Source organism: Luteibacter sp. NPDC104163 (genome assembly GCF_055584245.1).
The window spans coordinates 68,153-81,248 of sequence record NZ_JBVJMK010000018.1; the positions used below are offsets into that span (position 1 = coordinate 68,153).

11 protein-coding genes and 1 pseudogene are annotated in these 13,096 nt (G+C 65.8%); 7 read left to right on the top strand and 5 right to left on the bottom strand.

Annotated elements, in window-relative coordinates; all coding sequences use genetic code 11:
* Positions 1–26 precede the first annotated feature (26 nt).
* From rbsK to rbsB, 5 genes are read left to right on the top strand one after another with little or no spacing between them, the layout of a single operon-like run.
* Positions 27–923, top strand: a complete 897-nt coding sequence (gene rbsK / locus ACZ6YI_RS18100) for a ribokinase (protein ID WP_465779875.1) — start codon at positions 27–29, stop codon at positions 921–923.
* Positions 920–1,318: a D-ribose pyranase gene (gene rbsD / locus ACZ6YI_RS18105; protein WP_440327944.1), complete on the top strand. Its 399-nt coding sequence runs from the start codon at positions 920–922 to the stop codon at positions 1,316–1,318. The genes rbsK and rbsD overlap by 4 nt, the downstream gene beginning before the upstream one ends.
* The gene (locus ACZ6YI_RS18110) at positions 1,318–2,799 is read left to right on the top strand and encodes a sugar ABC transporter ATP-binding protein (RefSeq protein WP_465779876.1); all 1,482 of its coding nucleotides are present in this window, start codon (positions 1,318–1,320) and stop codon (positions 2,797–2,799) included. Before rbsD ends, ACZ6YI_RS18110 begins: the two co-directional genes overlap by 1 nt.
* A 1-nt stretch (position 2,800) precedes the next feature.
* Entirely contained in the window at positions 2,801–3,745 is a 945-nt protein-coding gene (locus tag ACZ6YI_RS18115; protein ID WP_440327946.1) for an ABC transporter permease subunit, read from the top strand.
* Between the two features lie 20 nt (positions 3,746–3,765).
* Positions 3,766–4,701 (top strand): ribose ABC transporter substrate-binding protein RbsB, encoded by a 936-nt coding sequence (gene rbsB / locus ACZ6YI_RS18120; RefSeq protein WP_465779877.1) that lies wholly within the window; start codon positions 3,766–3,768, stop codon positions 4,699–4,701.
* A 35-nt stretch (positions 4,702–4,736) separates the two neighbouring features.
* On the opposite strand, the pseudogene ACZ6YI_RS18125 reads toward rbsB, so the two are convergent.
* Together ACZ6YI_RS18125 and ACZ6YI_RS18130 are read right to left on the bottom strand one after the other, a co-directional pair.
* A pseudogene (locus ACZ6YI_RS18125) lies at positions 4,737–6,347 on the bottom strand (DNA translocase FtsK); the annotation flags it as partial.
* Between the two features lie 1,135 nt (positions 6,348–7,482).
* The gene (locus tag ACZ6YI_RS18130; RefSeq protein ID WP_465779878.1) at positions 7,483–8,277 is read right to left on the bottom strand and encodes an SDR family NAD(P)-dependent oxidoreductase; all 795 of its coding nucleotides are present in this window, start codon (positions 8,275–8,277) and stop codon (positions 7,483–7,485) included.
* A 79-nt stretch (positions 8,278–8,356) separates the two neighbouring features.
* Here ACZ6YI_RS18130 and ACZ6YI_RS18135 point away from each other — a divergent pair, with 79 nt between their 5' ends.
* Positions 8,357–8,794, top strand: coding sequence for a winged helix-turn-helix transcriptional regulator (locus tag ACZ6YI_RS18135; RefSeq protein ID WP_465779879.1), 438 nt, complete (start codon positions 8,357–8,359; stop codon positions 8,792–8,794).
* A 113-nt stretch (positions 8,795–8,907) separates the two neighbouring features.
* Here the strand turns inward: ACZ6YI_RS18135 and ACZ6YI_RS18140 are convergent, their stop codons facing one another.
* The 3 genes from ACZ6YI_RS18140 to ACZ6YI_RS18150 form a co-directional block, all read right to left on the bottom strand.
* Entirely contained in the window at positions 8,908–9,666 is a 759-nt protein-coding gene (locus ACZ6YI_RS18140; protein ID WP_465779880.1) for a DUF6624 domain-containing protein, read from the bottom strand.
* A 33-nt stretch (positions 9,667–9,699) separates the two neighbouring features.
* Positions 9,700–10,881, bottom strand: coding sequence for an MBL fold metallo-hydrolase (locus ACZ6YI_RS18145; RefSeq protein WP_465779881.1), 1,182 nt, complete (start codon positions 10,879–10,881; stop codon positions 9,700–9,702).
* Positions 10,882–10,995: 114 nt separating this feature from the next.
* The gene (locus tag ACZ6YI_RS18150) at positions 10,996–12,048 is read right to left on the bottom strand and encodes an NAD(P)-dependent alcohol dehydrogenase (protein ID WP_465779882.1); all 1,053 of its coding nucleotides are present in this window, start codon (positions 12,046–12,048) and stop codon (positions 10,996–10,998) included.
* A gap of 110 nt (positions 12,049–12,158) precedes the next feature.
* Between ACZ6YI_RS18150 and ACZ6YI_RS18155 the strand changes: the two genes are divergently transcribed.
* On the top strand, positions 12,159–13,049 hold the full coding sequence (locus tag ACZ6YI_RS18155; RefSeq protein ID WP_440327954.1) for a LysR family transcriptional regulator: 891 nt from the start codon (positions 12,159–12,161) through the stop codon (positions 13,047–13,049).
* Positions 13,050–13,096: the final 47 nt, after the last annotated feature.

Consider the following 13,096-nt stretch of genomic DNA (forward strand, 5'->3'; position numbering starts at 1 on the left):
CGGTCCACCCTTCGGAGCTTCGTGGCATGACGCGAATCGTTGTCGTCGGCAGCATCAACATGGATCTCGTGACCCTTGCCCCGCGCTTCGCGGGCCCGGGCGAGACCATCACCGGTGACCGCTTCCTCACCATCCCCGGCGGCAAGGGCGCGAACCAGGCGGTAGCCGCGGCACGGCTGGGCGCGCAGGTCGCCATGGTCGGCAGCGTGGGCGACGATGCGTTCGGGCAATCGCTGTACGACGGCCTGAAGGCCGAAGGCGTCGATGTCAGCCACGTCACGCGGGTGGAGGGCATCGGCAGCGGTACCGCCAGCATCACCGTCGCCGGTGGCGAGAACGCCATCGTGGTGATCCCGGCCGCGAACGGTCGCGTGACACCCGCTCAGGTCGAAGCCGCGCGCGGCGTGATCCGCGGTGCGGACGCCGTCCTCGTCCAGCTCGAAATTCCGCTCGATGCGGTCGATGCCACGCTGCGCATCGCGCAGGAAGAGGGCGTCCCGGTCATCCTGAATCCCGCGCCCGCGCAGAAGCTGCCGCTCGCGTGGCTCGAGCGCGTTCGTTTCATCACGCCGAACCAGCACGAGCTCGCCATGGTGCTCGGTGCGCCGGCGGCTACCGATTTCCGTGAGCTCATGCGTCAGGCTCCCTGCCCGGTCGTGCTGACCCGTGGCGAGGATGGCGCGTGGTTCCGCGACAAGGATGAAGAGCCGCGCCACCAGGCCGGTTTCAAGGTCGACGCGGTGGATAGCACCGGCGCCGGAGATACCTTCAATGCCGCCCTCGCGGTGTACCTGGCCGAGGGCCTCGACGTGGCCGTGCGCAAAGCCTGCGCGACGGCCGCGATCGCCGTCTCGCGCCTGGGTGCGCAGGGTGGTATGCCGCGCGCCGACGAGGTCGCGGCATTCCTGGAGAGCCACCCGTGAAACGCAACGGCCTGCTACACGCCGACCTGAACCGCATCATCGCCGCGATGGGCCACACCGATACCCTGGTCATCGGTGACGTCGGCCTGCCGGTACCGCACGGCGTCCCGTGCATCGATCTAGCCGTGCTGCCCGGCACGCCGGCGTTCGCTACCGTGTTCGAGGCGATCTTCGCCGAGCTCGCGGTGGAGCGCGCGACCGTGGCCAGCGAGATCCACGCGCACAACCCGTCGATGGCCGCGCTGAAAGAGCGCCTCGAGGCCGGCGGCCTGCCGGTCGACGAGCTCTACCACGAAGACTTCAAGGCGGCGACGCGCCGCGCCGTGGCCGTTGTCCGCACCGGTGAAACCTCGCCCTACGCGAACATCATCCTGCATGCCGGCGTGACCTTCTGATGGCCGCGCCGCTCGTCAGGATGCGGAACATCCACAAGGCCTTCGGCCCGGTGAAGGTGCTCGAAGGCGTCGATTTCGAACTGCTCGCCGGCGAAGTCCACGCGCTGATGGGTGAGAACGGCGCCGGCAAGTCCACCTTGATGAAGATCCTCACGGGCATCTATGCGCCCGATGAAGGCTCGATCGAAGTCGACGGCCAGCCGGTTTCCATCACGTCGCCCGCCGATGCCGAGAAGTACGGCATCGCGATCATCCACCAGGAGCTCAACCTCATCCCCTCGCTGAGCATCGCGGACAACCTGTTCCTCGGTCGCGAAGTGCATCGCTTCGGCCTGCTCAACCGCAAGGCCATGGATACGCGCGCGAAGGAATGGCTGACCCGCGTCGGCATGACCAGGCTCGACCCGACGACGCTGGTCGAACGGCTATCCGTCGGCCAGCAGCAGATGGTGGAAATCGCCCGCGCGCTCGGCCAGAAGGCCCGCGTGCTGATCATGGATGAGCCAACCGCCGCGCTCACCGAAAGCGAAACCACCACGCTGTTCAAGCTCATCCGCGAACTGCGCGAGCAGGGCACCGGCATCGTCTATGTCTCGCACCGCATGGAAGAGATCTTCGCGCTGTGCGATCGCATCTCGATCCTGCGCGATGGCCAGTTTGTCGGCACGCGTGATGTACCGGGCCTGGCGTTCGATGAGGTGGTGAAGATGATGGTGGGGCGCACGCTCGATGCGCGCTACCCGACACGCACCCCGAAGATCGGCGACGTGCGCCTGAAGGTGGAACACATCACCGGCGGCATGGTGCAGGACATCAGCTTCGACCTGCATGCGGGCGAAGTGCTCGGCGTAGCTGGCCTGCTGGGCGCGGGCCGCACCGAAATGGCACGCCTGCTGTTCGGCCTGGACAAGCTCGAGAGCGGCAAGGTCACGCTGGATGGCCAGGCGGTGACGCCGAAGACACCGACGGAGGCGATCCACGCCGGCTTCGGCTTCGTCACCGAGGACCGCAAGGCCCAAGGCCTCGTGCTCGACCTCAGCCTGCGCGAGAACGTCAGCCTGCCGCGCGTTCCCGCGCATGCGGGCCTGGTCGACCGCGGCGCGGAAAAGAAGCAGACGTCCGGCCTCATCGATGCGCTGAAGATCCGCACGCGCGACATGGAGCTGGACGTACGCGCGCTTTCAGGCGGCAACCAGCAAAAGGTCGTGCTGGCCAAATGGCTCGCCCTCAAGCCGCGCGTGCTCATCCTCGACGAACCGACCCGCGGCGTGGACGTGGGTGGCAAGGCCGAGATCTACCACATCATCAACCAACTCGCGGAAACGGGCGTGGCCATCCTCATGATCTCGTCGGAATTGCCGGAGGTGCTCGCCATGAGCGATCGCATCCTGGTGATGCACGAGGGCCATGCGACGGCCCTGCTCGATGCCCACGGCGCCACCCAGGAAGCCGTGATGACCGCCGCGACCGGAGGCAAGTGACATGACGCTGCAAATGAACTGGAGCCGGGCGAGCACGCTGCTCCAGCGGCTTGGCTCGGTAATCGGCCTGGTGCTGCTCTTCATCGTCCTCTCGGTGATGAGCCCCGACTTCCTCACCACGGGTAACCTGCTCACGGTGTTGCGCCAGGTCTCGATCAACGCGCTCATCGCGTTCGGCATGACCTTCGTGATCCTCGCCGGCGGCATCGATCTTTCCGTCGGCGCGATCCTCGCTTTCACCGGTGCGATCACCGCGGGCCTCATGGCGTCGGGGCATGGCATGGTGCTGAGTGTCGGCGCCGGCCTCGGGCTGGGTCTTATCCTCGGCATGGTCAACGGCGTGCTGGTCTCCTGGGGCAAGGTCGCTCCCTTCATCGCGACCCTGGGTACGCTGACCCTGCTACGTGGCCTCACGCTCTCGTACACCCAGGGCAGCCCGATCCCGGTGACGAACCAGGGCTTCGCGCTGGTCGGCGGCGGTTATGTCGCCAACCTGGTCCCGCTCCCGGTGATCTGGATGTTCATCGCCTTCATCGTTTGCGGGTTCCTGCTGCGCGGCACGGTGTTCGGCCGCCACGTCGTGGCGATCGGCGGCAACGAGGAAGCAGCACGGCTCTCCGGCGTCCGCATCGCACCTATGAAGGTCGCCATCTACGGACTCTCCGGTCTTCTCTCGGCCTTCGCCGGCATCGTGCTCACCTCGCGCCTGTACTCCGCGCAGGCCACGGCGGGCCAGGGTTACGAGCTGGATGCGATCGCTGCCGTGGTGCTCGGCGGCACCAGCCTGGCCGGCGGCCGCGGCTGGCTGTTCGGCACGCTGATTGGCGCGCTGCTCATCGGTTTCCTGAACAACGGCCTTAACCTGCTGGGCGTAAGCTCTTTCTACCAACAGGTGGTTAAAGGCATCGTTATCCTGATCGCCGTCCTGCTCGACAGGCGGCAGTGAACACCACGAGGAAACACACCATGCGCAAACTCACCTTCCTCGCCGCGGCAGCGGCCACCCTCCTTGCCGCGTGCTCGCAGCAGGGTCCGGGCGAATCCTCGCCGGCGGCTGCATCCACTGCCGGCGGCGCCGCCGCGGGTGGCAAGCCGGTGATCGGCCTTGCGCTCTCGACGCAGAACAACCCGTTCTTCGTGGAACTGAAGGATGGCGCGCAGAAAGCCGCCGACTCCGCCGGCGTGCAGCTGGTCGTGGTCGATGCGCAGGATGATCCGGCGCGCCAGATCTCCAGCGTCGAAGACCTGATCCAGAAGCGCGTCTCGGTGATCCTGCTCAACCCGACGGATTCCTCGGCGCTCGCCGGTGCGGTGCAGTCCGCGCAGCGCGCGAACATCCCGGTGATCACGCTCGATCGGGGCGTCGATGGCGCCGAAGTCGCCTCGCATATCGCTTCGGACAACATCGCCGGCGGCAAGATGGCGGCCGACTTCCTCGCGAAGCAGCTCAACGGCAAGGGCAACATCATCGAACTGCAGGGCGTGGCCGGCACCTCCGCGGCGCGTGAGCGCGGTAAGGGCTTCGACGACGAGATCGCCACCACGGGCATGAAGGTTGTGGCACAGCAGCCGGCGAACTTCGACCGCGCGCAGGGCCTTTCGGTGTCCGAGAACCTGCTGCAGGGTAACAGCGACGTCCAGGCGATCTTCGCGCAGAACGATGAAATGGCGCTTGGCGCCGTGCAGGCACTCGCCGGCAAGAACAAGAAGGTGCTCGTCGTCGGCTTCGACGGTACGCCGGATGGCAAGAAGGCCGTGCAGGATGGCCAGATGGCCGCCACCGTCGCGCAGCAGCCGGAAGAGATCGGCCGCCTCGGCGTGGAGACCGCGAAGAAGCTGGTCGACAAGCAGCCGGTGGATAAGTCGATTGCGGTGCCGCTTAAGTTGCTTACCAAGGAATAAAAAGAACGGGCCGAAAGGCCCGTTTTTTTTTGCGATCAATCCTGCGGGGCGGGCGCTATGACGTCGCGCTGTCCGTTGATGCCCATCGGCGACACGATACCCGCGCTTTCCATCGCTTCGACCAGGCGTGCCGCGCGGTTGTAGCCGATGCGGAACTGACGCTGCACGAACGAGATGGAAGCACGACGTGTGCGTAGCACGAATGCCGCGGCTTCGTCGTAGAGCGGGTCCAGCTCCGCATCGCCACCGTCTTCGCCTGGCTCGACGTCGCTGGCTTCGCTCGGCGGGCCCTGCAGGATTTCATCCTTGTAGTCGGGCTCACCAAACTGCTTGAGCCACGCGACGATGCGGTGCACTTCTTCATCGCCAACGAACGCGCCGTGGATGCGCTGTGGATAACCGGTGCCAGGCGGCAGGAACAGCATGTCGCCCTGGCCGAGCAGGCTTTCCGCACCCATCTGGTCGAGGATCGTGCGTGAGTCGATTTTCGACGAGACCTGGAATGCAACGCGCGTAGGAATGTTCGCCTTGATCAAGCCGGTGATGACATCCACCGACGGACGCTGCGTAGCCAGGATCAGATGGATGCCAGCCGCTCGCGCTTTCTGCGCGAGACGCGCGATCAACTCTTCGATCTTCTTGCCGGCGACCATCATCAGGTCGGCCAGCTCGTCGATGACGACGACGATCAACGGCATCGTGTCGAGGTGCTCGGGCACCTCCGGATGCTTGGGGAACGGGTTGAACAGCGGCTTGCCCGCGGCGCGCGCTTCGCGCACTTTCTGGTTGAAGCCCGCAAGGTTACGCACGCGAAGGTCGGACATGACCTTGTAGCGGTTTTCCATCTCCGCCACGCACCAGTTCAGCGCGTTTGCCGCGAGCTTCATGTCGGTGACCACGGGCGCCAGCAGGTGCGGGATGCCCTCGTAGACCGAGAGCTCCAGCATCTTCGGGTCGATCATGATCATGCGCACGTCTTCCGGCGTGGCCTTGTAAAGCATGGACAGGATCATGGCGTTCACCGCCACCGATTTACCCGAGCCCGTCGTACCCGCGACCAGCATGTGCGGCGCCTTCGCGAGGTCGGCGACGACTGGATCACCGGTGATGCCCTTACCCATCGCAAGCGTAAGCAGGGAGTCACTTTCGCGGTACTCGCTGGAATCCAGGATCTCCGACAACGCGATCATCTGGCGCTGCTCGTTCGGCAACTCCAGACCCATGCACGTCTTGCCTGGAATCGTTTCGACCACGCGGATCGTGGTGCGGCCGAGGCCGCGCGCGAGGTCCTTCATCAACGCCACGATCTGGTTGCCACGCACGCCCGTTGCCGGCTCGATCTCGTAGCGCGTGATGACCGGGCCAGCCGACGCACCGACCACCTGTACGGGCACCTTGAACTCGGCGAGGCGCTGCTCGATCAGCTCTCCGGTTTCCGCGAGTTCGTGCTCGCTGATGGCCAGCGCGTTCTGTGCCGCCGCCGCGAGCAAGGTCAGCGGCGGCAGGCTGATCGCGCCATGGTTCACCGTACGCAGCGGCCACGGCGACGGAATGTGGGTGATCGGCAGCTGCTCGGTCGGCGAGGGATCGTTGGCCGCGATCGCAAAGCGCGACACCGGGCGTGGCGGTACGGGCACAGGCGAGGGCGGCCCTGAAGACGACGACGGCGACGGCGACGACGGCGGTGTGTGCGAGGGTGACAGGGACGACGAGGACGCCGGCGCGCTCGTCGGCGCGGCGGTCTCTTCGCGCGACGCTGAAGGCAATCTCGTATCGCCCGCCGCCTGCACGGGTGCGGCCTCAAAGGACCGCAGTGTGTCCGCGCCACGCGACCCCATGTGGGAGCGCGCTTGCGCGCGATCCGTCATCGCCACCAACGGCGGCAGCACCTCGATGACCGGCTCTTGGCTAACGACCGGCGGCTGTACCGCCAGCGTGGGACGCTCGACCGATACAGGCGACTCAGTCTTCGGACCTTCGGCACCGTCCTGCACCTGCATCGCCCGCGGCGCCAGCCAAGGCTCGCGAATGACCGTATCCGCTTGGGTGCGGTGGCGCGGCGGAACGGGCGTCGTCACCGACGGACGCACCGGGTCCGGAGGTAGCGGCGCAGCGCGCGACAACGTCGCGGTGGCGACCGGCGCGGATGTCACTTTGCCGGCAGGCTTCGTCGCTGGCTTGGCGGCACGGCGGCGTGGCGGCGTACGGTCAGCACGACGCACGGCCGCAGAAGGCTTACGCCCCGTGGCACGCGAGGCACCACGCCGGAACAGCCGGCCGGTCCCTTCGATGGCCAGCGCACCCATCGGTTCGAGGATGCCGTTGAGGCCGACGATCGCCTGCGACCACGGCACGCCCGTGTACCAGGGCAGCGCCACGATGATCAGTGCAAGGGAAACGGCGGCAGCGATGGGCGCCGCAGGCCCAGCCATGCTGCCGAGCCATCGGCACACGGCACCGCCCACGGACGGGTCATCCGTGAAGTGGGTGATGACCAGGCCTTCGAGCAGGCTGCTCGCGAGCAGCACAAGGACGAAGCCCGACCAGAAACGAATGGCGCCGGGACCTACCGTAGGCGGACGCCGCCGCCGGACAAGGGCAGCGACGACACGCCAGAGCAGGGGAAGCAGCCAGAGAGTGGAGAGCCCGAAGGCGCCGAACACGAACGAGAGCATGCCTGACCGCAAGTAACGTAACGAATGCCGCAGTTTAGCGTGCATTCGTACGTTCCGTGAGTGAAAGGTCTTCTAAGCCCCTGTCCGGGTTACCTGCCAGCCATGCTTACGCGCGGTAGCGCGGGGCGACTTCCTTGCGCGAAAGGTTCGGGCCCATCGCGTGGCGGGCCGCTTCATAGGCAAGGAACTGCGCCTCATCGTGCAGCGGCGGGATCGTGACCACTTCACCACGGTCGAAGCCGAGGAGGGCGGCGTCCACCAGATCGGCGGTTTCCATGACCATGCCGGGAAGCAGGGCGTCCACATCCTTGCCGGAATTTTCCCAGATTTCCGAGCGGGTAGCGCCCGGCAGCACGGCCTGCACGCGGACGTTCGTATCCTTCACCTTGGCGGCCAGGCTCTGCGAAACGTTGATCAGGTGGGCCTTGGTACCGCTGTAGATGCCGTCGAACATCTCCGGCGCGAAGGCCAGCACCGACGCGATGTTGATGATGCCGCCGTTGTTGCGCGCGACGAACTGCTTCGCGGCTGCGGCGGTCAGCACAGTCGGGGCCACGGTGTTGATCGCGATGATCTGCTCGATCTTCGCGGTGTCGTTCTCGAGCGCGCTGCCGTCCAGCGAGATGCCGGCGTTGTTGACCAGCAGGGTGATCGCCGGGTCGCTGGCAAGGCGGGCTTCCACTTTCGCCACGCCTTCGCGCTGGGTCAGGTCGGCCTGGATCGCCTCGACCTTCCGTCCGGTTTCGGCGGTGATCTTCTCGCCCAGCGCCTCAAGGCGCTCGAGGCGGCGGGCGACCAGGATCAGGTCGTAGCCGCGAGCGGCGAGGCGCTCGGCGTAGACCTGGCCGATGCCCGACGAAGCGCCCGTGACAATGGCGGTGCCTTTGGATTCAGTGCTCATGACGTCTCTCCGGATGGGTGGATAGCATAGTGAAAGTAACTAGGTTGCCATACGATAGTGACGCTACTATCATTTTGCAATGGACATCGAAAAACTTTCTTCGGGCACCTGCCCCATCTCCCGTGCGCTGGCCCTGGTCGGGGATGCGTGGAGTGCGTTGATCCTGCGCGATGCCAGCCGCGGCATGACCCAGTTCGACCAGTTCCGGACAAGCCTCGGCATCGCCCCGAATATTCTTTCGCGGCGGCTCAAGGCCCTTACGGAGGCTGGCGTGCTGGAGAAGCGGCGTTACAGCGAGCGGCCGCCGCGCGATGAATACATCCTCACCCCGGCGGGCGTGGACTTCTTGCCGATCCTCGCCGCCATGGGCGAATGGGGCCGGCGCCACAATGGCGCAGGCCGGCTGAGCGTGCTGGTGAACCCGAAAACGGGGGAGCGGGTGGAACCGGTCGTTATCGACCGGGTGACCGGCCAGCCGCTGACGCCGGCCACGATGCGGCTCGAAATGCCCGCCTGATCCCTGCAGTTGTGGGAGCGCGCTTGCGCGCGATGGGTGGTGGGCGATGGGCGGTGGCGCTAGCACCCATCGCGTGCAAGCACGCTCCCACAGCGCGCTTTCACAACGGCGGCTTACTTTCCGGCTGTGGAGGACGCAGCGGGCGCGGCCGGCGCGGGCGCGTAGTAGATGCGCAAGCCGCACTCATAGTCGGCGTGTGGCATGAGGTCCATCGTCGCGCGGCGTTCGTCGAGGTGTGCCGGGTCTTCGACAGGATCCATCTTCATGTCGGACAGATCCTTCATGTTCTTGCCCAGGTACTGCGTGCCATAGCGCTGCGGCTTTCCCTGCTGGCGGAGCAGGCGATCGATAAGCATGGCGACATCGCTCTTCTTGAGTTCACCCGCTTCGCCGCGCGCGATCACCTGCGGGAGCATCGATTCCATGAACGGCACATCCGCGACCGCGTGCTGGACGAGGAGGAAGGCAGCGTTGACGCCGGCCAGGCCCACCGCGTTGGCGTGCGGGAATCCCCCCTTGGTGAACTGCGTTTTCATCCAGGCGAGGTTATCCGTGTCCACCTTGTTCATGGCCGCATAGCGCGCCTTGTCGTCCGGTGAGGCGATCCACTCGTTGCGCGTACGCTGGTCGAGCTCGACACGGGTGCGCAGTTCGTTGCGCAGGTCGGGATCGGAGAAGCCGCCGGCGTTGTTGTCGCGCTCGATGCCGGCCTCGGAAAGGGCCGGGTGCGCTTTCGCCATCTTCTCCGTCCACGCCGCCACCCCAGGGCACTTCGCCATGACCGCGTCATCCTTCGCATCGGCGAAGGCGGTGCCCGTCATCGCGAGGCAGAGGGCAGCGAGGGCGGCGCGGCGGAAGAGCGGCTGAGGCATGGGAGATTTCCTGCTTGGGTCGATTGGGGCCGGTTAACGGCAGGCCTGAGGGGTATACAGATGGCGCGGGTCGCCATCCTTCGATGCGATGATCGGCGTCTGCGCGTCCGTCGACCAGGTCTGGGCGGGCCACCAGCGTGGGACCACCGGATGGGTCGTCGGTTCCACCGCCTGGCCGGGCTCCGGGATGAGAACGTCGGCGCCAACGCAATGCGCGGCCGCCAGGATCCGTTCCGGCGGCTCCGTCCATGCGTGGTGGGCCAGCTTCACCAGCCCCCAGTGCACCGGGATCATCGTGCGCGCGCGCACTTCCTGGTGAACCTTCACCGCCTGCTCGGGGCCGAGGTGCCAGTCGGGCCACTGCGCGTCGTACTGGCCGGATTCGATCAGGCTCAGGTCGAACGGGCCGTACTTCTCGCCGACCTCTGGGAAGCTGTCATTGAGGCCGGTGTCACCGGAATAAAACACGCGGTGATGCGGGCCAACCACGGCGTACCCGGTCCACAGCGTCTGGTCGCTGCGTGCGCTCAGCCGCCCGGACGCATGGCGCGAGGGCGTGGAAACGATAGTGACGGCGCCGACCTTCGCTTGCTGCCACCAGTCGAGCTGGGTGATCCGGTCGGCGGGAATGCCCCAACCCACCAGATGCGATGCGACGCCGAGCGGAACGATGAAACGCGCGCCGCGTGCGTAGAGCGCCTGTACGGAAGCCCGATCGAGGTGGTCGTAATGGTCGTGCGAGATCACGACGACATCGACGCGCGGCAGGTGGTCGATCGATACCGGCGGCGGATACCAGCGCTTCGGCCCAAGCCAACCGAACGGGGAAGTGCGCTCACTCCAGAACGGATCGATCACGATGTTCGTGCCGTCGATTTCGAGCAGCATCGATGAGTGGCCGAACCAGGTGATGCGCAGGCCGCTGGCGGGCGGTGTTTTATAGAGGGGCGAGGAATCGACCGTGGGAACGGGCTTGTCCGGCTCTTCGCCAGGCTTCGATTCAAAGATCTGCAGGATGCCGCCGCGCAGGTTCGAGAACATGGCCTGCGGGTTCTGGAACTGGTCGCCACGCCATTCGGGCGATTGCTCGTTGCGAGCGAGGAATTCACCTTTGGGAAGCGTGCCGATGTTTGGCCACGCGGAGACGGCGACGAAGGCCAGGAAGACGACGAGCAGCGCGGCAACATAGCCGAGGTAGCGGAAGAAGCGCTTCAATACACGGGTCCTTTGTGCTTGCCGCGCCACCTTAGCATGTGATGGCCCGGGAACTGTGGGAGCGCGCTTGCGCGCGATCGCGCGCAAGCGCGCTCCCACATCCCACGGTGTCGCTTAGTTCTTCGGCATCGATGCCATGTCGATCACGAAGCGGTAGCGCACGTCGTTCTTCGCCAGGCGCACGTAGACCTCGTTGATGTCGGCCATGTTGACCATCTCAACGTCGGACACGATGTTGTGCTCGGCGCAGAAGTCCATCATCTCCTGGGTCTCGGCCATGCCGCCGATGGCGGAACCGGCGACGGTGCGACGCGGAAGCATCAGAGCGCCACCCGGGAACGCATCCAGCGGGGTGAGGGCGCCGACGAGGACCATCGTGCCATCCAGCTTCAGCAGCGAGAGGTAGGGCAGGATGTCGTGGCTGACCGGCACGGTGTTGAGCAGGAAATCGAACTTCGACGCCGCGGCTTCCATCTGCTTCGGGTCGGTCGAAACGAGGACATCATCCGCGCCGAGACGCTTCGCGTCGGCACCCTTCGCCTCCGAGGTGGTGATCATGGTCACGTGCGCGCCCATGGCCTTGGCGAACTTCACGCCCATGTGGCCGAGGCCGCCGAGGCCGATCACGCCCACCTTCTGGCCCGGGCCCACCTTCCAGTGGCGCAGCGGGGAGTAGGTGGTGATGCCGGCGCAGAGCAGCGGGGCAGCCGCCTTGAGGTCGAGCTTGTCGGAGACCTTCACCACGAAGCGCTCCTCCGTGACGATGTCGGTCGAGTAGCCGCCCTGGGTCACGGTCTTCTTGTCCTGCTCGGTACCGTTGTAGGTAAAGCTGGTGTGGACCGTGCAGTACTGCTCGAGATCCTTCTTGCAGGACTCACAGGTGCGGCACGAGTCGACCATGCAGCCGACACCGGCGTAGTCGCCGACCTTCAGCTTCTTCACTTCCGAGCCGACGGCCTTCACGCGGCCGATGATTTCGTGGCCCGGGACCATCGGGAAGGTGGAGTTACCCCAGTCGCCCTTGGCCTGGTGGAGATCGGAGTGGCAGACGCCGCTGTAGAGGATCTCGATATGCACGTCGTGCGGACCGACGTCGCGGCGGTCGAACTTGAACGGGACGAGGGGCGACGTGGCGTCTTTGGCAGCAAAACCATGGACTTCGAACATGGGTGTCATCCTCTGCAGGGGTAAACAGGAAAGCGGGGAACGATAACCCTCAACAATCCGGCGCGCCAACGCGATTATTCGGACGTATCGTTGAGGTATTCTTGATAATCATGCGTCCGGATAATCTCTCTCATCTCGCCGCCTTCGCGGCGGTCGCCCGCCACGCCAGCTTTCGGAAGGCGGGTGCTGAACTGACCTTGTCGACCTCGGCGATCAGCTACGCCATCCGTGGGCTGGAGGAACGACTCGGCGTCACCTTGTTCCACCGCACGACGCGCAGCGTCTCCCTGACCGAGGCGGGCCAGAGGCTGCTCGAGCGCCTGCAGCCTGCCCTGCGCGATGTCGGTGATGCCCTGGAAGAAATGAACGACTTCCGGGCCCACCCCGCGGGAACGCTCCGCCTGAACATGCCACGCTCGGCCGGCCAACTCTTGTTGCCACCGCTCCTTCCGGGCTTCCTCGCCACCTACCCGGATATCCATTTCGAGGCCGTGGACGACGATGGGTTGATCGATATCGTCGCCGGGGGATATGACGCGGGTATCCGATTCCACGAGGCCGTGCCCGAGGACATGATCGCCGTCCCCTTTGGCGGCATGCAGAAGGGCGCCTGCGTCGCCTCGCCCGATTACCTGGCCCGGCGCGGCGTACCGCTGCATCCCTACGACCTGATGCAGCACGACTGCATCCGTTTCCGCTTCTCCAGCGGCCGGCTCTATAAATGGGAGTTCGAGCAGGGCGAGACCAAGCTGGAGCTGGACGTCCGCGGCCGCTGCACGTTCGGCGACCTCTGCGTCTCGATCGATGCCGCGCTAGCCGGCGTCGGCCTGACCCTGGTCCTGGACGACCAGATCGACGAGTACGTCCGCGAAGGCAAGCTGGTACGCGTCCTCGAGGATTGGTGCCCGCCGTACCCCGGCTTCATGCTCTATTACCCCCGCCAGCGCCGGGTCACCTCCGCCCTCCGCGCCTTCATCGAATACCTCCGCGAACACACCTGAAAGTCAGTATTTTCAACCAGTTGTGGGAGCGCGCTTGCGCGCGATTA

Excerpts from the sequence above, each read along its gene's own strand:
- ACZ6YI_RS18130 (WP_465779878.1), bottom strand. The coding sequence starts at position 8,277 with ATGAGCACTGAATCCAAAGGCACCGCCATTGTCACGGGCGCTTCGTCG.
- ACZ6YI_RS18155 (WP_440327954.1), top strand. The coding sequence starts at position 12,159 with ATGCGTCCGGATAATCTCTCTCATCTCGCCGCCTTCGCGGCGGTCGCC.
- ACZ6YI_RS18110 (WP_465779876.1), top strand. The coding sequence starts at position 1,318 with ATGGCCGCGCCGCTCGTCAGGATGCGGAACATCCACAAGGCCTTCGGC.
- rbsB (WP_465779877.1), top strand. The coding sequence starts at position 3,766 with ATGCGCAAACTCACCTTCCTCGCCGCGGCAGCGGCCACCCTCCTTGCC.
- ACZ6YI_RS18140 (WP_465779880.1), bottom strand. The coding sequence starts at position 9,666 with ATGCCTCAGCCGCTCTTCCGCCGCGCCGCCCTCGCTGCCCTCTGCCTC.
- rbsK (WP_465779875.1), top strand. The coding sequence starts at position 27 with ATGACGCGAATCGTTGTCGTCGGCAGCATCAACATGGATCTCGTGACC.
- ACZ6YI_RS18150 (WP_465779882.1), bottom strand. The coding sequence starts at position 12,048 with ATGTTCGAAGTCCATGGTTTTGCTGCCAAAGACGCCACGTCGCCCCTC.
- ACZ6YI_RS18115 (WP_440327946.1), top strand. The coding sequence starts at position 2,801 with ATGACGCTGCAAATGAACTGGAGCCGGGCGAGCACGCTGCTCCAGCGG.
- ACZ6YI_RS18135 (WP_465779879.1), top strand. The coding sequence starts at position 8,357 with ATGGACATCGAAAAACTTTCTTCGGGCACCTGCCCCATCTCCCGTGCG.